This window comes from Microbacterium oryzae, assembly GCF_030406385.1.
Lineage (GTDB): Bacteria > Actinomycetota > Actinomycetes > Actinomycetales > Microbacteriaceae > Microbacterium > Microbacterium oryzae_A.
This window is the reverse complement of the sequence record NZ_JAUEPM010000016.1, coordinates 1-18,706: the sequence shown is the minus strand read 5'-3', so window position 1 is coordinate 18,706 and position 18,706 is coordinate 1. Positions and strand designations below refer to the sequence as shown.

Here is an 18,706-nt window from a genome sequence, read left to right as displayed (position 1 = left end):
CAGCGGTGCGCTCGCCCCGGCGGCGCGCTCTCGTCGCGGAGGTGCTCGCGGCCCTCCCCGACGGCTTCCCCGTGGCCGACGCCGACGACGCCGCGCTCGCCCGCGCGGCCGCGCGGTTCCGTGAGCTAGGGCGCCTGCCGGCGAGCACCGCGACCCGAGATCACGATGCGGTCTGCTCGAAGAGCCAGGTGCGCAGTCCCGCGATCTCGTAAGCGGGCTGGAACGAGGCCATGTGCTCACCGCCCATCTCCGAGCTCGAGTCGCCTGCTTCGAGCACGGTTCCCTCGGCGAAGGTCAGGAAGTACGCGCTGTCGCCCGAGGAGAGCAGTTCTTCTGCGGCCGCTGCCGACTCCTCGTCCGACCATGTGGCGTCGAAGAGGGCGGTGTTGTAGGAGACCCCTGCGGCGTCGAGCATCGCCTCGACGTCGGTCTGCCCGGTCGAGGCCTTCTCGTCTCCCGCGGCGGCGGTGTAGACGAACGTCTCGTCGGCGAGACCGGAGAGCTGGGTGATGTCCCACTGACCCGAGACGATCATCTCGGCGGCGAACAGGTCGGGATACTGGGCCGCGAGATACATGATGGTCATCGCTCCCATCGACTGGCCGGTTCCGTACACGCGGTCCGTGTCGACGGCGTACTCGCCCGTGAGGTCTTCGACCAGACGCGCGGTCATCTCGACGTACTCGGTCATCGTGAAGCTGTCGTGGTCATCGAGGATGACCTCGGGGAACGCGGGCACCACGACGATGCTCTCGCTCTGCGCCTGCTGGGTCTCGCTGGCCCAGATGAGCGCGCCGTACTGCGAGAGGGCGGCGGTGGGGTCGTCGCCGACCAGGCTGGAGTCGGGGATGTAGACCACGAGCGGGTACGACTGCGTCTCGTCGTAGTCCTCGGGCAGGTAGATGTTGTAGGTGAGAACCTCGCCCGTGTCGGGGTCGGTCCACTCCACCTGGCTGAACTCGCCGGCGACCTCGGCGACGAGCTCTTCCAGCGTCGGCGACTCGGCGGTGGCCGCGGCCGTCTCGGTGGTGCTGTCGCTGCTGTCCGTGCTGTCGACGCTGTCGGTGGTCTCTGTGGAGGTATCGGTCGCCGCGGTGGACGGCGCGCTCTCGGTGCTCGTCGAGGTGCACGCGGCGACGCCGACGGTGAGGACGGCGAGCACCGAACCGGTCGCCGCCAGGCGCTTGATGAAGGTGGGGGTGAACGTCATAGAAGCGAGTGTGCGCCACCGCTCTGTGCGCCCCCGAGGGCCCACCTATGCGTCAGCTATGCGTTACGCCCGCCCAGGCCGCCAGCGGCCAGTCGGGCGACGTGGCGTCGCGGACGTCGGGAGCGAGCAGCGAACGCGCGGTCGCGACGAGGTGCGCCATCGTCGCCCGGCTCGCCGACGCCGCAGCCCCCTCGCCGATCGATTCCTCGATCGCGTCGTGCTCGCTCAGGATCGCCGTCAGACGAAGGACGCGCGGCGTGGCGTGATCGGCGGACGGCGGCGTCGCATAGCGCAGCTGTCCCATCTGACGGTGCAGCCACGGATTCCCGATGACATCGAGTATCGCCGCGTGCCACGCACGGTCCGCCTGGAGGAAGCTCTTCTCGTCGGCGGCGTCGAGGGCATCCTTCATCTGTCGCTGCAAGTCTTCCAGCTGCGCGATAAGGTGCGGCGGACGCGCCTGGGCGGCGGCACGGACGGCGGCGTCTTCGAGGATGAATCGCATCTCGAACAGTGCTGCGATCTCTTCGGGGCTGACGCTGCGAACGACGACGCCGCGGTTTTTCTCGATCGTGACGAGGTGCAGGTCGGCCAGCCGCAGGATCGCCTCGCGCACCGGAGTGCGGGAGACGCCGAGCGCGTCGGCGAGCGAGTAGATGGAGTGCCGGCTTCCCGGCTCCAGCTCCCCGCTCATGATCTGCTGCCGGAGCGCGAGGAAGATCGCCTCGGAGGCGGAATCCTTCGGGGGCGCGTCAGGCATCCCCTCAGCCTAGTGACGGCGCCGTTCCGACCGCGCTGTCGACGCGCGCGAGCAGCTCGGCATGGCGAGGCGGGGTGACGGACCCCTGCAACAGGGGGTCGCCCGTCGCCACCATCCAGCTCCTCAGCCGCGTCATCATCTCGGCGAGCCGGTCGCGGTGGCGCTCGTCGTCGGCGAGGTTGTCGAGCTCGAGTGGGTCCGCGTCGAGGTCGTAGAACTCGACGGCGGCGCTGTTCGGCACGTTCCCGCGATCCAACCCCACCGGGATGGATCGGTGCAGCCAGGACTGCGTGGGGTCCATGGCGAGGGGGGCGTTCGAGAAGTTGAGGATGAGCTTGAAGCGGTCGTCGCGCGCGCTCCGCTTGGGGTCGTAGTAGCTGTGGTAGGTCATCTGCCCGAAGACCAGCGGGTGATCGGACGCCCTCCCGCCGGCCACGTCGAGCAGACTCGGCTCCGTCAGCGCATCGTCCGGCGCTCCGACGATATCGAGCACCGTCGGCACGACGCTCAGGTGCGACACGAGGTCCTCGACCCGCGTCCCGGCCTGGTCGGGGCGCGACGGATCGCGCAGCATCAGGGCGACCTCGAGACCGGCCTCGTACAGCGAGCACTTCGCCCGGGGCACCGCGATGCCGTGGTCGGTGGTGAAGACGACGACGGTCGACTGCTCGAGGCGCAGCCGGCGCAGCGCGTCGAGGATGCGCCCGACGGCGGCATCCATCACCCGCACGGCTCCCTGCAGTTCGGCGAACTCCGCCTGCGCCTGGGGGGTGTCACGCACGTACGGAGGCACCGTGACCCCCTGTGCATCATCGGGAGCGATGTGCTCGCCGAGAAACCCGACCACGCCCTCGGTGTCGCGCGAGGACTGCAGCCGGTGCGGCTCCACGAAGCCGACCTGAAGATAGAAGGGGCCCTCCTCCTTCAGGCGCCGGAGCGCACCGATCGTGCGGTCGGCGACGTCGTCGGCGACACCCCCGGTCTGCACCTCATCGAAGCCGAGATCGCCGGCCACGACCTCGTCGGGCGCGAGCCGGGACTCGTGATGCACCCCGTACAGCTCCGTCCGGTAGCCGAGGGTCCGAAGCCGACGGGCGAGGTGCTTGTCGGGCCGCGTGAGATCCCAGCTGAACGGCGGATGGGTGAGGCCGAGCACGCCGACCTCCTGCGGGTACATCCCCGTGAGCAGGGATGCACGCGCAGGACTGCACTGCGGAGCGACCGAGAAGGCGCGGTCGAAGACCACGCTCTCGGCGGCGAACCGATCCAGATGCGGCGTGCGGACCGTCGCCACGCCATAGCAGCCGAGGAAGCGCCCCAGATCGTGGCAGTGCAGCAGAAGGACATTGGGTCTGTTCACGGTTTCGCCTCCCTCTTGACAGTAGCATGCTACCAGTAGCATGCTAGGTGCGGGGATAACGCAATCTGGAGGACGAAGATGTTCACAAGGAGCCGCAAGCTCGCCATCGCCGCGACCGCAGGTGCGATCGCGGTCGCACTCGTCTCATGCAGCGGCGGAGGCGAGACATCGAGCGGCGGGGCGACGTACGACCCGAACGAGGAGGTCACGCTCGACTTCGCGTTCTGGGGAAACGACGTCCGCGCCGAGATGTACGACGAGGCGCTGGCCGCCTTCATGGAGGAGCACCCGAACATCACGGTGCGCTCGACGTTCCTCGGCTTCCCGGAGTTCTGGGAGAAGCGGCAGACGGAAGCCGCCGGGCGCCAGCTGCCCGACGTCATGCAGTTCAGCGAGCAGTACCTCCGCCAGTACACGCAATCGGGCCTGCTGCTGGATCTCACCCCCTACCTGGGGAACATCATCGCGACAGACGGCTTCGAGGACGAGTCGTTCCTTCAGCTCGGTGAAGTCGACGGAGTCATCTCCGGCATCGCCACCTCTGTGAACACGTGGGGCCTGTTCACCAACGCCGATGCACTGGACGCGGCGGGTGTGGACCCGTTCGACGGCGGGTCGTGGGCGGACTACCAGTCGTGGATGACCGAGGTGACCGACGCCGGAGGCTCCTCGGGCGTGAGCGGCGGCACGGACTGGACCGGCCGCATCCAGAACTTCCAGCTGCAGCTGCGCGCCGAAGGAAGCGAGCTCTTCAACGAGGACGGCACCCCCGGCTTCGACGAGAAGCGCCTTGCGGAGTTCTGGGAGTCGGGCGCCGAGCTGCGGGACGGCATCGCGGTTCCGCAGCAGCAACTGGAGGAGCGGTACCCCCTCACCGGCATGGACACGGGTCTCACGGCCAGCGAGCTCAACTGGGACAACATGGGCACGAGCTACGTGGAGAATCTCGGTGTCGACGCGGAGCAGATCGATCTCGTCGCCCCGCCGGTCACCGTCGAGGGGGCGAAGGACATGTACCTCAAGTCGTCGATGCTCCACACCGTCTCGGCCAACACCGAGCAACCGGAAGCGGCCGCGCTGCTCGTGGACTTCCTGGTCAATGACCCCGTCGTCGGCGAGATCTTCGGAACCGACCGCGGTGTGCCCGCCTCGACGACGCAACTCGCCGGCGTCGATCTCACCGGCATCGATGCTCAGGTGCAGGAGTACGAGGAGTCCATCGCCGACCGCATCGGCGACCCGCCGCCGGTCCCCATCGTCGGATACGGCTCGATCGAGGAGAAGTTCCGCCAGATGGGCGTCGAACTCGGCCTGGGCACCGTGACCGTCGACCAGGCCGTCGACGAGTTCTTCAGCGAGATGGACGTCATCCTCGACCAGTGAGACGTGCGGGGTGGCTCACGCAGCCGCGTCGAGCGTAGCGGCGCGCGAGCGCATCACGGCGCCATCTCGGTCGCTCTCGCTCACCGGCCGCGCAGCGATCCGACGCAGCGAGCCAGAAGGTCGCGCAGCTGATCCTGGTCGGTCGCGTCGAGGTCGTCGAGCATGCCCGCCTCGACGGCGCGAACCGCCGTGCTGGCCGACGCCAGCAGGCGGCGTCCTGATTCCGTGAGGTCAGCGGGCAGCGTGCGCCCGGCTGGCGCCACATCCGGGCGCCCGACGAGCCCCTCGCGCTCGAGCGACTGGAGGACGGTGTTCATCGACTGCCGGGTGACGAACGCACCGCGCGCGAGCTCGGAGTTCGACAGCCCAGGCCGTTGAGCGAGGAGTTCCAGGCATGCGTACTGGGTGACGTTCAGCCCCAGCGGTCGCAGCACGGCCTCCATCTCCAGACGCAGCGCGCTGGCTGCCTCCTTCAGGAGGTAGCCGAGCGACGTGCTCAACTCGACGCGGTCTTGATGCATGTCAGAAGTCTGACATACGCTGCAGGTGTCAGAAACCTGACACCGACCGAAATGAGCATCATGCCTGTCACCGGACCAGACTTCATCTCCCTTCAGGTGCGCGACCTCGACGCGTCCGCGGCGTTCTACGAAAGGCACCTCGGGCTGCGGCGCGCCCCCACCGGGCCGCCTCACGCCGTCGTCTTCACCACGAGTCCCATCGCCTTCGCGGTGCGCGAGCGTCTGCCCGGCACCGACCTGGATGGGGTCTCGCAACCGGGGGTCGGCGTCGCCCTCTGGCTCCACGCCGCCGACGCGCAGGAGATTCACGACGCTCTCGCCGCCGCAGACGTGCCCATCGTCGTGGCACCCTTCGACGGGCCGTTCGGTCGCACCTTCGCGTTCACCGATCCGGACGGCTACACGATCACCCTGCACAGCGCGGCCTGACGACCCTCCCTCGGGCCGGAACCCTCGCCTCCCGTGGCCCCCCGGAGGCGAGGGTGCCCGCCTAGCATGGAGCCGTGGAACCCCTCTTCGACTTCCTCGGCAGCTACTGGTGGCTCGCCTTCCCGCTCATGGGCGTCGCCAGCGGGTTCGGCGGCTGGTGGTCGAAGCAGTCGAAGGAGCGCCACAAGCGCCGCCTCGAGCTCATCAAGGCCAAGAGCGAGGCGCGATCGGTCGAGATGCAGGCGCGGGCGCAGCTCAAGGCGGCGAAGGCGCACGACGGCCCCGCCCACGACGTCGAGGCATCCGACGCTGCGAGCCGGCAGGATCGGCTCAAGCGCCTCATGGCCACGCACGACGAGGTCATGCACCGCTGGCTCGACTACGAGCTGGACGTCGCCAAGCTCATCGCCTTCCCGACCATGAGCGACGGACGGCAGCCGCTGACGGCTGCGTTCCTGCGGGCGAAGAAGGTGGCGGATGGCTTGAGGCCGGCATCGGCGGAGACCAAGGTCGACCCCGAGACGCTCGCGGAGTACCGGGACGCCGTCCACGATTTCGAGGTCGCCTTCGATGTCGCCGAGCAGGACGCCCGCCGGGTGCGTGACAGTGGCTTCACGGAGACCGAGCGCAAGCGGCTCGACCGTGCGCAGCAGCTGCTCCGCACCGCGGTCGATCAGTCGGCGACCGCGGCCGAGCGTCAGATCGCCTACAAGCGCGTGCGCGAGGAGCTCGACGGCCTCATCGTGCTGTCCGACGACGCCGTCGAGGTGCTGGAGAAGCAGGTCGCACCCGAGCTCGAGGCGGGGAAGACGCCGCTGCAGCCGCCGCGGGCCGAAGCGTAGCCGCCTACTCGAGAGAGACGAACACCTCGTCCGCGAGGATCCCCGGGGAGACCGAGAGGAGGCCATCCCTCGCCGTCGCCGACGGGACGAGGAAGGCGGTGTTGCCGCTGGCCCGACCATCGGCCGGCAGCGCCCCGCCGATGTCGAGGGCGTCGGGCACGACGGTGACCGTCTCCCACCCGCCGATGCCGACGCCATCCGGGGTGACGTACTCGACCTGCACGTCCGCGGGGTAGCCCTCGGCCTCGCCGAGATACGTGGCGGACAGGTTCACGAGGATGTACTCCTCCCCCGCCGCGGGCTGCTCATTGATCTCGTTCTCAGCCAGGACGGCATCGGTCGCATCGAACTCGACGCTGTTGATGGTGACCGACCAGTCTGCGCTGGTGATCGTGGCCCCGAGGGGCAGCGGGTCCGTGCGGGAGGAGCCCTGCTCCACCGCGCCACTGTCGGGGCGGGTCCCCGCATCGACGGCCTCCTCGTAGGAGGCGGTGAGGAAGAACGCGAACGTCGCGATCGCGACGACGACGCCGAGGATCGTGCCGACCACGGAGATGACGAGCCCCGCGATGCCCGCCCGCTTCGGACCGCGCTGGAACAGGGAGACGATCGCCAGCACGAAGGCGATCGGCAGCAGGCCCCACCCGATGACGAAGATGCCCGGGATCATCGCGAACACCGTGCCGACGATCGCGGCGATCAGCGAGATGAGGCCGACCACGTTTCGGCCTCCGCCGCCCGGCATCGACATGGGAGGCGGCGGCGCGAGGTAGCCGTATTGCGCCGGCGACGCCGCCGCATCGTGCGCCTGGCCGGACGGCCCCGCGTACGGCGGAAGGGACGGCGCGTACGGGGGCCGGTCCCCGTACGCAGGCTGGTCGGTGCCGGCGAAGGGCGGCGGAACGAGCGGCGTCGACGGCTCGTCGGGCGAGGAGTGCGGGCGCTCGGGATCGGTCATGCGTCAACTCTCCCAGAGCCGGGCGCGGGGCGGGGCCCCGCGGCGATCACCCCGCCGCGGCCGGTGCGAGCATGGCCGCGGTCATGATCACCATGCTGACGCCCTCTGCGGTATGGCGGAGGGTCAGCTCCCGCCGGCACCGGACCATCCACGCGGCGACCGCGGAGCCGTACCCGACGGCCGTCACCATGATCAGCGCGCTCGATGAGAAGTGCGCGTGCTCGCCCGAGGTCGACGGATCCATCGACATCCCCGCGATCAGGGCGCCCATGACGACCATGCCGACCGGGCGGTGCCAGTCGAACGACTCGTGGGCGACCCCCCTCCCCCGCCCTCGGCGCACGCGCCCGGAGACGGCCCCGGCCAGCGCCACGGCGACCAGGGCCGCGGTCCAGGCGACCGGCGCCCCCAGCACTCCCGCGGCCATCGCGACCATGGCGACGAGCATGATCGCGGCGCCGAGCACCGCCGTGCGCGACGCCCGAGGGCGGGTGGTGGCCGCGCAGGCCACGCACACCGCCCCCGGAACGATCATCGCGAGCGACAGGATCAGTGGCACGTGCAGGCGCCCTCGCCCGTGCTGCAGTGCGGGCATGCGGCGCTCGCCGCCGTGGCGCAGTGCGCCGAGGTCGACGCCGGTGCGTTGAGCGCGGGGTTGCGGTCGAAGAAGCCGACGGGCTTCAGGCTGAAGCCGGCATAGTCGACGGGCATGACCGGCCAGTCCTCGATCCGCGGGAAGTGCGTCAGACCGAAGGTGTGCCACAGGACGATGTCCTCGCCGTCGATCGGGTCGTCGGCCGCCACATAGCTCGGCAGGCCGGACGGGGTGCCGGTGACGGGGCTCTGGTTCACGATCTCGCCGACGGGCCACCGCTCGCCGTCCTCGTACTTCGTCACCCAGAGGTGCTTGGTCGCGTACGCGCCGCGGTGGGCGATCGCGCTCGACGGATCGGCCATCAGCGCCGGCTTCCCCTCCGGGTACAGCGCGTACCCGACCGGCTGGCCCAGTCGGTTGCGGCTGTCGGTGCTGCTCACGATCCAGTGGCGATCGACGAGGTTGTCGGCCATCCGCTGGGCCTCGCCCTCCGTGGTCAGTCGCGTCTTCCGCTGCGCGAACGCGTTGCCCAGCGGATTGTCCTCACCCACCGGCACCCTGACCACGTCGACCTCGTCGACGGCGTTGATGTGACCATCCACCGCCATGTCGAGACGCGCCGAGAACAGGTGCTGGTGCACTGGAGCACCGAGACCCGGCGCCATCTCCGTCGCGTAGGGGTAGCCCTCGCCGGGGTACGCCGAGGTGAAGACGATGCCCGTCGCCTTCGCCTCGAGCTCGATCTTGCCGTCGAGATAGAGGTACCAGTAGAACCCGTAGTCGTAGTTGCCGATCGTCACGAAGAACGAGATGACCAGACGACGCTGGCGGCGCGTCTCGTTCATGCCGTTGAAGATGTCGGTGTGCTTCCACAGCACCCCGTAGTCCTCCTCGTGCAGGCAGATGGCGTTCTTCATGAGTCGCGGGCGGCCCTGCTCGTCGGCGATCGTCGCGTCGAAGTAGGTGATCTCGCCCAGGCAATCGCATCCGAGCTCGAGCGCGTTCGTGTACCGACCGAAGATGTACTCGGCCTGGTCGAAGTAGTTGATCCACGACCGCGCAGGCTGCGGATCGCCGTAGGGCACGATCATGTCTGCGATGGAGGCGCGGTGGATGACGGGCCGCAGGCGCCCGCCGTCCTGCACGCCGAGCTGGTGGAGGATGAGGCCCTCCCGGGGGTCGAAGCCGAAGCGGAACTCCCAGTCCGCCCATCGGATGAGGTTGCCCTCGACCGTGAAGCTCGCGCCCTCGGGCTGCACGATCTCGAGCGGCTTCATGTCGGTGCGCGGCTGCCCGTCTCCGTGGGGCGCCGCGTTCCACTCGGCTCGCTCGGCGGGAACCGGGTACTCGGTCGAATCGACGATCTCGAAGACCTCGCCGGTGGTGAGATCGACGTGCGCGACCAGACCGTCGACGGGATGACCCCACGGGAGATCCTTCTCGTCGGTCTGCAGGAAGCCGAGCACGCGGGCCATCCGTCGTTCCGACTCGGCCGGACGCCCGAAGTTGCCCGCCGACAGCGGCGCGGCGCGCACGAGCGACGGGTCGATGCCGCGCTTCTCGAGCGCGGCTCGCCACTCGGCACTCGCGAGCAGCCATCCCTCGATCTTCTCGAACTCCTCATCGAGGATCGCCGGCTGTCCCTCCAGAGCGCGATCGACGACACGCGAAGCGGTCACGGCTCCCTCGGTCAGGTCGACCGTCGCGACGGACCCCTGCCCGGTGGCGATGTCGACCATGACCGCGGTCGCCCGTCGGACGATGGGGTCGCCGGGTCGCCAGGCGAGCAGCTCCGCCTTCGGCGGCTCCTCGAAGGCCACGTGCGCGAACCGCGTCGAGTCGGTCAGGAAGCCCGACTCGAGGAGGATCTCGCGAGTCAGGTCGATCTCCTCGGCCGTGAGCAGGTCGAGCGGGTGCGTCACCGTGGTCACGGAGGTGATGTCGATGGTCATGGTGCTCCTAGTGCGATGCGGGGGGATGGCGTGGGAAGGACGGGGGCTCAGGCGCCGGCCTCGGTGATCGTGTCGAGCACGCGGCGGTAGCGGTCGGAGCGGAAGCGCCGGATGTAGAGCGCCTGGCCGTAGCCGATGAGCGCGAAGACGGGGATCGACCCGATCAGCAGGGCGCTGACGATGCCGAACGCCGGGTTGCCCGCGGCGTCCACGTCGCCCACGAGCACCGGGAAGTAGATCGCGACTGCGGCCGCGAAGCCGGCCAGACCAAGGAATCCGAGGGTCGGCGCGATGCGCGTGCTCCACATCCGGCCCGTCGTGCGCGAGCGGGCGAAGAAGGCGATGATCGCGACGGCGGTGATCGCCATCATGACGACGATCGCGAGGGTCGCCACTCCCGAGAACCAGGTGAACACCTGCAGCACCGGGTCCAGACCGAGCACGGCGCAGAGGGCCACGAGAGCGGCCGCCGTCATCGTCTGCAGCAGCGACGAGCGGTACGGCGAGTGCTGCTTCGCGTGCACCCAGGTGAGCTCCACCGGCAGCAGCCCGCCGCCCGCCATCGCGTGCTGATAGCGCGTGAGGACGTTGTGGAACGACAGGACGCAGGCGAACATGCTGGTCACCAGCAGGACGTTGGCGATGATGTAGCCGACCGGTCCGAGGTACTGGCCCATCGTGATGATCACGATGTTCGCGTAGTCCGCAGCGACCAGATCGATCGCCTGCGACGGGCCCCAGGCCATGATCAGGGCCCACGCCGAGATCGTGTAGAACACCGCCACCCCGACGACGGCGATGTAGGTGGCGCGAGGCACCGTCACGTCGGGGTCCTTCGCCTCGGAGCGGTAGATGGCGGTGGACTCGAAGCCGATGAAGGCGGCGATCGCCATCATGAGGCCGATGCCGGGAGCGCCGGAGAGCACGTGCTCGGGCACGAACGGCTCGACCGACAGGCCCTCGGCGCCGCCCGTGATGAGCACCGCGGCGACGAGTGCGAGGACGATCAGGATCTCGCCGAGCAGCAGCACGCCGAGAACCTTCGCGCTGAGGTCGATGTGCACATACCCGAGCACGCCGACGATGGCGACGATCGCGAGCGAGTACACCCACCAGGGAGGCCCGGCCAGGCCCATTCCCTCGAACGTGACCGCGAGGATCGCGCCGATGTAGCCGTAGACGCACAGCTGCACCGCGGTGTAGGTGAGCAGGGCCAGCCATGCGCCGGAGACGCCGGTGGCGCGACCCAGGCCATGCCCGATGTAGGTGAAGAAGGCGCCGGGCTGCGGCACCGCGCGCGACATGGCGGACAGGCCGATCGTGAACAGCAGCAGCACCGCCCCGGCGACGGCGTACATCACAGGGAACCCCACGCCGTTGCCGAGCAGGACGCCGAGGGGCGCGGCGCCGCCGATCACGGTGAGCGGGGATGCGGCGGCGACCACCATGAGCACGATGGCGCCGACGCCGAGGCGACCGGACAGCGACCGCGAGCGGGTGGGTTCCGCGACGGCTGCATCCGCAGGAGTGGATGTCATAGGTCCTCCAGGGCACTCGGGGGGAGATCGGTTCCGGACGCGACGGCCCGGGTGGGTAACCACACTGTGGCGCTCCGCCATTGCCCCGTCATTGCTCCGCAGTGACGAATTCCGCATCCGCTGTGAGACCGCGCTGTCTCATTTGCGGCACCCTCCGCGACACACTCCCGATACACGACGGCGATACCCTCGGGCGACCATCCCAGCAGGAGCGGAACACTCGAAGGGGGTCGGCATGCGCGGATCGCGGCGCCGGGTGGCTGCGGCATCCCCGGTCGACGGGCTCGCCCGCCGCTCGGTCGGCTTCGTCGACGTGCTCGGCCAATCCGTCGCGGCTCTGGCTCCGTCGGCGGCGGCGGTGACCATTCCGATGCTCACGTTCGCGATCGCCGGAGGTGCCTCCGCCATCGCCGTGCTGATCGCGGCGCTGATCGCGCTCGGCGTGGTCGCGAGCATCAACGTCTTCGCCAAGCGCGTCGCGGCCGCCGGCGCGATCTACACCTACGTCTCGCTCGGGCTGGGCCGACGGGCGTCGCTCGTCGCGGGAGCCGCGATGCTGCTCGGCTACGGGCTGATCGCGATCTTCGAGCTGTTCACGGCCGCTCACTTCATCGGCCAGGCGATCGCAGGCCCTCCGGTGATGTCCATCATCATCGGCGTCGTGCTCGGAGCAGCCTTGCTCGCGGTCCTGCTCGGCGGCATCCGCCTGTCCACGCGTCTCATCCTGCTGGTGGAGGTCGCCACGATCGCGACGCTCATCCTGATCGTCATCCTCCTCCTGACCCGGCTGCCCGCGGGCCCCGTCGATCTGGCGCCCGACCCGGGCGGCCTGGACCGGCTCGTCCTGGGCGTCGTGGTCTCGATCGCCGCCTTCGTCGGATTCGAGAGCGCGGCGGCACTCGGCGTGGAGGCGAAGCGCCCGTTCGCGGCCATCCCGCGCGCGCTGGTGTGGACGGTCGCCGTCGCCGGGGTGCTGTTCCTGTTCGTCGCGGTGGCGGGGCTCATCGCGGTCGACGCGCTCGGCCTCGACAGCGTCGCCGGCGACGCGCCGTTCGACGCGATCGCCCAGCTCTACGGGGCGCGCTGGATGGCGGTCGCACTCGACCTGATGATCGCGTTCTCCTTCTTCGCCGCCGCCGTCGCCGCGACCACGGCCCTCGTGCGGCTCCTGTTCTCGCTCTCGCGCGAAGGAGCCCTTCCCGCCGCGCTCGGCCGCACCTCCCGCCGCACCGGCGTTCCCACGGTCGCCACCGCGACCTGCGTTCCGCTCGTCGTCGCGCCCGTCGTCCTGCGCGTGACGGGCATGGACGTGCGCGGCGCCGTGGACACGATCCTCGTCGCCGCGGTCGGGTGCTTCGTGCTCGGCTACATCCTCGTGTGCACGGCCGTCGTGCCCTTCCTGCGGCGCGTCGGCGAGCTCACGCTCCGCTCCGCGGCAGGCGCCATGGCGACAGGGCTCGTCCTCGTCGCCGGCATGGCCGGCTTCCTGGCCATCGCGATCACCTCGGAACAGGCCGCGGGTGTGCTCCTCCTCTTCGCCCTCCTCGCCGCCGCCGTCGTCGCCCTCGCCGTCCTCGGCAGGCGTGCCGGGGACCGGGGCGTCGCGCGGGACGTCCCGCTCGCCTCCGAGGTGCTCGGCGGCGAGCGCACGCTGACCGTCGCGGGCACCCCCCGTGACGCCGCTTGCGGGAGCCGCTCGTCGTGAGCCAGTGGGATCTGCATCCGAAGCAGCCGCGCGCCATCCACTCGGCGCTCATGCTGCTCGAGGAGGTCGCCGCCGCCGGTCCTGGTGTCACGGTCCGCGAGCTCGTCGGGCGCTTGAACATGCCGCGGGCGACGGTCTACCGGCTGGTCAATCTGCTGGTCGAGGATGAGTACCTCGTCCGCCTCGCGGACATCTCCGGACTCGCCCTCGGTCGTCGCGTGGAGCGTCTGGTGCGCGCCCCCGCCCGCTCGCACGGCACTCCTGCGAGTGCGTTCGTCCTCACGCGTCCGCCCCGCGCATCGCGTGACCTGCTCGCACGACTCCGCGGCGGCGACCTGATCGCTGTGCACCTGCTGCGCTACCAGGACGGAGTGCCGGTGCCCTTCGACCTCGATCCGCTCCAGCCGCTGTCCGACCCCGCAGCGATGTCTACTGACCTCGACCGGTCGGCCGCGGGCCGGCTGCTCCTCTCGGCTGAGGCGCGCGAGCCGTCCAGCATGGCCATGCAGTCGGACCTGCTCGTGCCGGGTCGAGCGTGCATCGCCGTGCCATTGCGCGACGAATCCGGTGCCCTGTTCGCCGCGCTGTGCGCGGCCGGCCCCAGCGACCGCATGGACCTCGTGCTGGCGACCGCGCAGCGCAACGCCGCCGCGGCGGACGAGGTGGCGGCGACCCTGGCGTGAGACGGCCGGGCAGCTCTTTTCCGCCCCTGCGCCTCGGGACTACGGTGAGCGCATGTCGGCGATCGAGACGACCGGGCTCCACAAGCGCTACGGACAGCACACCGCGCTGCACGGTCTCGACCTGCGCGTCGAGCCCGGCACGGTCTTCGGGCTGATCGGGCCGAACGGAGCCGGGAAGACGACGACCCTGCGGATCCTGCTCGACGTGATCCGGCCATCCGCCGGGCAGGTGCGCGTGCTCGGCGAGGACCCGCAGCACGGCGGACCGGCGCTGCGACGGCGCATCGGATACGTGCCGGGCGAGCTGCGACTGGATGGCCGTGTCACCGGACGCGGGATGCTCGACTTCTACGCGCGGGTGTCGGGTCCGGTGGCGCCTGGCCGCATCGACGAGCTGGCCGAGCGGCTCGGCCTCGACCTCGGCCGTCGCGTGCACACGCTGTCGAAGGGCAACAAGCAGAAGCTCGGGCTCGTGCAGGCGTTCATGCACGAGCCCGAGCTGCTGATCCTCGACGAGCCGACGAGCGGCCTCGATCCGCTCGTGCAGCGGGCGTTCCTCGAGCTCGTGCGGGAGGCCCGCGACCGCGGCCAGACCGTGCTGCTGAGCTCGCACGTGCTGAGCGAGATCCAGCAGGCGGCGGATGAGGTGGCCGTGCTGAGCGGGGGGCGCGTCGTCGCGGAGGGCGATGTGGCGTCGCTGCGACTCGGGGCGGTGCGACGGGTGCGTGCGGGGATCGCGGACGTCGACGAGGGCACGGTGCGGGCGGCGCTGGAGCCGCTCCGCGTGCACGACCTCTCCGTGACGACCGCGGCGGGCGTGGCGCGGGTGGCCTTCACGGCGGAGGGCGAGATCGACCCGCTCGTGAAGGCGCTCGCGCGCTTCCGGCTCCTGGATCTCACGGTCGAGGAGCCCGACCTCGAGGAGTCGGTGCTGCGGCTGTACGGCGATGCGGGAGGTGAGGGGTCTCGGGTGCGGAAGGGGGACCATCCCAGCCGCCAAACGATGTCGTCTCATCCGCGCGACATGGAAAGCCGCGAAAAACCGCGTCCCGTCGGTGAGACGACATCGTCTGGTGGGGATGGTGGCGGGCCCGGGCTCCGACGGGACCGCCGGGACCCTCGGGACCGCCGGGACCCTCGGGACCGCCGGGACCGCCGGGACCGCCGCCTCGGCGAGCACCCCGACGCACCCCGCGAAGGCGGCGACGCACCGTGATCGCCGTGTTCGCCCGCGCACTCGCGGAGTCGTGGCGCGCGCTCCTCATCTGGACGCTCGCCATCACGGCCGTGATGATGCTCTACCTCTCGCTGTATCCGAGCATCGGACTGGATGGCCAGATGATGAGCCTTCTCGAGACCCTCCCGCCCTCGCTCGTCAACACCCTCGGCTTCGACCAGATCGCGACGGGCGCGGGCTACGCGCAGGCGACCTTCTACGGACTGCTCGGCTTCGTGCTGCCCACGGTCGCCGCCATCGGATGGGGATCCGCAGCGGTCGCCGGGGCGGAGGAGCAGGGCCGACTCGAGCTCGACCTCGCGCACGGCATCTCCCGCAGCGGCTACGTGGCCGGCCAGGCGCTCGCGCTCGTCGCGCGCCTGCTGTGGCTCGGCGTCTACGCGGGCGCGCTGCTCGCCGTCGTCAGCGCTCCCTTCGAGCTCGACCTCGAGCGCGCGAACATCGTGCCGCAGACGGCCGCAGCGGTCGGGCTCTGGCTCTTCAGCGGGTCGGCGGCCCTCCTCGTCGGGGCACTCACCGGGCGTCGAGCATGGGCCACCGGTGCCGGTGCGCTCGTCGCCGCGGCGGCCTTCCTCTTCAACGGCATCGCGAATCAGAACGACGACTTCGACGTGCTGCGGGCGTTCTCGCCGTACTCCTGGGCGTTCCACGAGACGCCGCTCGCGGACGGCCCGTCGGCCGGGCTCTGGCCGCTGTGGATCAGCGTCGCGGTGCTGCTGGCGGGTAGCGTGATGGCACTCACGCGCCGGGACATCCGCGGCTGAGTGCGGGCCCCGCGCCGGGTCCCGCGGGCCCCCGCGCCGCGGGCCCGCGCCGGACCTACCCCTCCGCGCCCAGCTCCGCGCGCCAGCTCTCCAGGACCGCCCGCACCGGGCCATCCTGCTCGTCGACCAGCGCGGTCGCGTACGCATCCTGCAGGACGGCGTGCAGGCGCACCCGGCGCCCCGTCGATGCCGAGCGGACCGCCGCCTCCACCATCGCGAGGCTCGCGATGTTCGCACGCGCCTCGGTCTCGGGGCGCTCGCCCGAACGCAACGCGGCGACGAAGTCGGCGAGCGCACCCTCGATGCCCTCGGGCGCGGTGTCGAGCTCCTGCTCCGCCGCGAGCCCGCGGATCTCCGCGCACGGCGCCCCATCGCCATCCCACTCGGCCGCACCATCCGCGCCGCTCACGCGCCAGCGTCCGTTCCACGACGTCTCACGGCCGGGCGCACACCAGCTGCCGCTGTAGGTGTATCGCGCGCCGCCCTCGAACTCGAAGATCGCGGTGGCGTTCGCGTCGCCGCGGTACCAGCTCCAGCTCGGGTTGTACTCCTCCGCGTACACGGCGACGGGGTCGCGCTCGATCACGAAGCGCGCGGCGTCGAAGTGATGGATGGCCATGTCGACGAGGAGCACGTGCTCCATCTCCTCGCGGAATCCGCCGAAATGCGGAGCGCGGAAGAACTCCGCCGCCACCGCGCCGATGTCGCCGAGCCGACGCGTCTGATCCCGCAGCGCCCGCAGCCCGTCGACGCATCGCCGCGACTGGCTGATCATCAGCAGCCGCCCGTGCACCTCGGCCGCGGCCGCCTGGCGCAGGGCGTCCGACACGGTCGGCGCCGCGGGCTTCTCGCACAGCACCGGATACCCGGCCGCGAGCGCCTCCACGTTCACGGGGAGATGCGCGATCGGAACCGTGACATTGACGACGGCGTCGGCACCCACCGCGCGCGCGACCTCCGCCACCGAGGTCCCCACGTGCACATCCTCGATCTCCGCATCGGCGAGCGCCTCGTGCGCGACGGTGACGTCGAGGTCGACGAGCCCCACGAGCTCCGCCTCGTCCGACGCGGCGAGCGCCGCGATCCACGCGCGCCCCATCTCGCCCGCGCCGACCTGCACGACCCGCACCGAGCCATCCCCGATTTCGGTCATCGCTCCCCCTCGCTGCCGTGACCCGAGTGAATCACGACGAGCGGTCGGATGGCCAGGGTCGGCCGGTTCGGATGGCCAGGGTCGGGCGGTCCGTCAGATGGTGTCGTCGGCGGCGAGGACGTCGATCGCCCAGTAGCGCACGCCCTCCTAACCGGGTTCGTGCCGGGCGTGGGCCTCTTCGATGAGCTCGGCTGCTCGGGCGCGCGAACAGCGCTCTGCAGGTCTTCGCGACGGGGGCCATGCCGCTGTCGCCGCTCATCGCGGGATTCGGACTCGCGTGGGTCGGCCCGCGAGGCGACGCTCCTCGTCGCGGGCGGCCTCTGCCTCGCCGCGACGACACTGGCGACGGCGAACCGCTCTCTGCGCCAGCTGCCCCGCGAGGCCGAGTGGGCAGCGCATGCCGCGCGCTACGGCGATGGGCCGCTTCGCCAGGAGGATCGCGCTTACCCCGGAGCGGTTCGCGGCTGACGTCCTGAGCAAGCGCGATCCTCCGCGATTCGGGAGCACCGCCCGCTGCCATCCGCGCGCAGCCCTCTTGACGCGCCGCTCCTTCTGTGGTTCATTACTCAAGTAAGTAACCGACCCACCGGAGGCCGCCGTGATCGAAGAAGGCAAGCCGCTGTTCGTGCAGATCGCCGAGCAGGTCGAGGACTCGATCGTCGACGGCACCCTCGCCGAGGAGGCGCAGGCCCCGTCCACGAACGAGCTCGCCGCCTTCTACCGCATCAACCCGGCCACCGCCGCAAAGGGAGTGAACATGCTCGTCGACAAGAACGTGCTCTACAAGCGCCGCGGCATCGGCATGTTCGTCTCCGCCGGCGCCCGCGAACTGCTGCTCGAGGAGCGTCGCAATGCGTTCGCGGACCGCTACGTCCAGCCGCTGCTCGCCGAGGCCCGGAAGCTCGGGCTCGGCCCCGATGACGTCGCCGACATCATCCGCGCGCGCGTCGCGCACCCCACCCCGTAACCCCGCCACCGCCATCCGGAAGGCACATCATGACCGCCGTGATCGAGGTCCGGAACCTCACCAAGCGCTACAAGGACAAGGTCGCCCTCGACAGCGTGAGCTTCGACGTCGAGCAGGACACCATCTACGGCTTCCTCGGCCGCAACGGCGCCGGGAAGACGACCGCCATGTCGATCCTCACCGCGCAGAACTTCGCCACGAGCGGCGAGGTCCGCGTGTTCGGCGAGGACCCGTACGAGAACGCCCGCGTGCTCAGCCGCATGTGCTTCGTGCGCGAGAGCCAGAAGTACCCCGACGACGCGACCCCCCGTCATGCGTTCACGTCGGCGCGCCTGTTCTTCCCGAACTGGAGCCAGGAGCTCGCCGACCGGCTCATCGACGACTTCCAACTGCCGATGAAGCGCACCATCAAGAAGCTCTCTCGCGGGCAGCTGTCGGCGGTGGGCGTCGTCATCGGGCTGGCCTCGCGCGCGGAGATCACCTTCTTCGACGAGCCCTACCTCGGGTTGGACGCGGTCGCGCGGCAGACCTTCTACGACCGGCTGCTCGCCGACTACGCCGAGCATCCGCGCACGGTGCTGCTGTCGAGCCACCTCATCGACGAGGTCGCGAACCTCATCGAGCGGGTCCTCGTCATCGACGACGGCCG

General features: G+C 70.4%; 19 protein-coding genes. 10 read left to right on the top strand and 9 right to left on the bottom strand.

All coding sequences use genetic code 11. The annotated features are described in order from the left end of the window. A partial coding sequence (locus tag QWJ90_RS14775) for a hypothetical protein (protein WP_290108633.1) occupies positions 1 to 212 on the top strand: 212 nt, incomplete at its 5' end. Here QWJ90_RS14775 and QWJ90_RS14770 read toward each other — a convergent pair. The 3 genes from QWJ90_RS14770 to QWJ90_RS14760 are packed head-to-tail and all read right to left on the bottom strand — an operon-like array spanning position 161 to position 3,330. Then, complete coding sequence (locus QWJ90_RS14770) at positions 161 to 1,210, bottom strand: alpha/beta hydrolase-fold protein (protein WP_290108632.1); 1,050 nt, start codon at positions 1,208 to 1,210, stop codon at positions 161 to 163. The two genes, QWJ90_RS14775 and QWJ90_RS14770, sit on opposite strands and share 52 nt — an antisense overlap. A 52-nt stretch (positions 1,211 to 1,262) precedes the next feature. Continuing rightward, positions 1,263 to 1,970, bottom strand: a complete 708-nt coding sequence (locus QWJ90_RS14765) for a GntR family transcriptional regulator (RefSeq protein WP_290108631.1) — start codon at positions 1,968 to 1,970, stop codon at positions 1,263 to 1,265. 4 nt (positions 1,971 to 1,974) lie between these two features. Next, positions 1,975 to 3,330: a sulfatase family protein gene (locus QWJ90_RS14760; RefSeq protein WP_290108629.1), complete on the bottom strand. Its 1,356-nt coding sequence runs from the start codon at positions 3,328 to 3,330 to the stop codon at positions 1,975 to 1,977. A gap of 78 nt (positions 3,331 to 3,408) precedes the next feature. Between QWJ90_RS14760 and QWJ90_RS14755 the strand changes: the two genes are divergently transcribed. Next, positions 3,409 to 4,713, top strand: a complete 1,305-nt coding sequence (locus QWJ90_RS14755; protein ID WP_290108628.1) for an ABC transporter substrate-binding protein — start codon at positions 3,409 to 3,411, stop codon at positions 4,711 to 4,713. 80 nt (positions 4,714 to 4,793) lie between these two features. On the opposite strand, the gene QWJ90_RS14750 is transcribed toward QWJ90_RS14755, so the two are convergent. After that, complete coding sequence (locus tag QWJ90_RS14750) at positions 4,794 to 5,234, bottom strand: MarR family winged helix-turn-helix transcriptional regulator (RefSeq protein WP_290108626.1); 441 nt, start codon at positions 5,232 to 5,234, stop codon at positions 4,794 to 4,796. A 60-nt stretch (positions 5,235 to 5,294) separates the two neighbouring features. On the opposite strand from QWJ90_RS14750, the gene QWJ90_RS14745 reads away from it, so the two are divergent. Next, complete coding sequence (locus tag QWJ90_RS14745) at positions 5,295 to 5,663, top strand: VOC family protein (protein ID WP_290108625.1); 369 nt, start codon at positions 5,295 to 5,297, stop codon at positions 5,661 to 5,663. 74 nt (positions 5,664 to 5,737) lie between these two features. Continuing rightward, positions 5,738 to 6,505, top strand: a complete 768-nt coding sequence (locus QWJ90_RS14740; RefSeq protein ID WP_290108624.1) for a hypothetical protein — start codon at positions 5,738 to 5,740, stop codon at positions 6,503 to 6,505. 4 nt (positions 6,506 to 6,509) lie between these two features. Here QWJ90_RS14740 and QWJ90_RS14735 read toward each other — a convergent pair whose 3' ends face one another. From QWJ90_RS14735 to QWJ90_RS14720, 4 genes are read right to left on the bottom strand one after another with little or no spacing between them, the layout of a single operon-like run. Further along, the gene (locus tag QWJ90_RS14735) at positions 6,510 to 7,463 is read right to left on the bottom strand and encodes a hypothetical protein (protein WP_290108623.1); all 954 of its coding nucleotides are present in this window, start codon (positions 7,461 to 7,463) and stop codon (positions 6,510 to 6,512) included. 46 nt (positions 7,464 to 7,509) lie between these two features. Then, entirely contained in the window at positions 7,510 to 8,058 is a 549-nt protein-coding gene (locus QWJ90_RS14730) for a hypothetical protein (protein ID WP_290108621.1), read from the bottom strand. Next, entirely contained in the window at positions 8,013 to 10,010 is a 1,998-nt protein-coding gene (locus tag QWJ90_RS14725; protein ID WP_290108620.1) for a primary-amine oxidase, read from the bottom strand. Before QWJ90_RS14725 ends, QWJ90_RS14730 begins: the two co-directional genes overlap by 46 nt. A 47-nt stretch (positions 10,011 to 10,057) precedes the next feature. Next, positions 10,058 to 11,548, bottom strand: a complete 1,491-nt coding sequence (locus tag QWJ90_RS14720; protein ID WP_290108619.1) for an APC family permease — start codon at positions 11,546 to 11,548, stop codon at positions 10,058 to 10,060. Positions 11,549 to 11,783: 235 nt separating this feature from the next. Between QWJ90_RS14720 and QWJ90_RS14715 the strand changes: the two genes are divergently transcribed. The 4 genes from QWJ90_RS14715 to QWJ90_RS14700 are packed head-to-tail and all read left to right on the top strand — an operon-like array spanning position 11,784 to position 15,937. Next, positions 11,784 to 13,253: an APC family permease gene (locus QWJ90_RS14715; protein WP_290108618.1), complete on the top strand. Its 1,470-nt coding sequence runs from the start codon at positions 11,784 to 11,786 to the stop codon at positions 13,251 to 13,253. Then, positions 13,250 to 13,936, top strand: coding sequence for a helix-turn-helix domain-containing protein (locus tag QWJ90_RS14710; protein WP_290108617.1), 687 nt, complete (start codon positions 13,250 to 13,252; stop codon positions 13,934 to 13,936). Before QWJ90_RS14715 ends, QWJ90_RS14710 begins: the two co-directional genes overlap by 4 nt. Positions 13,937 to 13,988: 52 nt before the next feature. Next, complete coding sequence (locus QWJ90_RS14705) at positions 13,989 to 15,152, top strand: ABC transporter ATP-binding protein (RefSeq protein ID WP_354670437.1); 1,164 nt, start codon at positions 13,989 to 13,991, stop codon at positions 15,150 to 15,152. Then, positions 15,149 to 15,937 (top strand): ABC transporter permease subunit, encoded by a 789-nt coding sequence (locus QWJ90_RS14700; protein ID WP_290108616.1) that lies wholly within the window; start codon positions 15,149 to 15,151, stop codon positions 15,935 to 15,937. The genes QWJ90_RS14705 and QWJ90_RS14700 overlap by 4 nt, the downstream gene beginning before the upstream one ends. A 55-nt stretch (positions 15,938 to 15,992) precedes the next feature. Here the strand turns inward: QWJ90_RS14700 and QWJ90_RS14695 are convergent, their stop codons facing one another. Beyond that, entirely contained in the window at positions 15,993 to 17,090 is a 1,098-nt protein-coding gene (locus tag QWJ90_RS14695) for a Gfo/Idh/MocA family protein (protein ID WP_290108615.1), read from the bottom strand. A 598-nt stretch (positions 17,091 to 17,688) separates the two neighbouring features. Between QWJ90_RS14695 and QWJ90_RS14690 the strand changes: the two genes are divergently transcribed. Further along, complete coding sequence (locus QWJ90_RS14690) at positions 17,689 to 18,057, top strand: GntR family transcriptional regulator (RefSeq protein ID WP_290108614.1); 369 nt, start codon at positions 17,689 to 17,691, stop codon at positions 18,055 to 18,057. 29 nt (positions 18,058 to 18,086) lie between these two features. Then, positions 18,087 to 18,706, top strand: a 620-nt coding sequence (locus tag QWJ90_RS14685) for an ABC transporter ATP-binding protein (RefSeq protein ID WP_290108613.1), incomplete at its 3' end; no start/stop codon positions are given.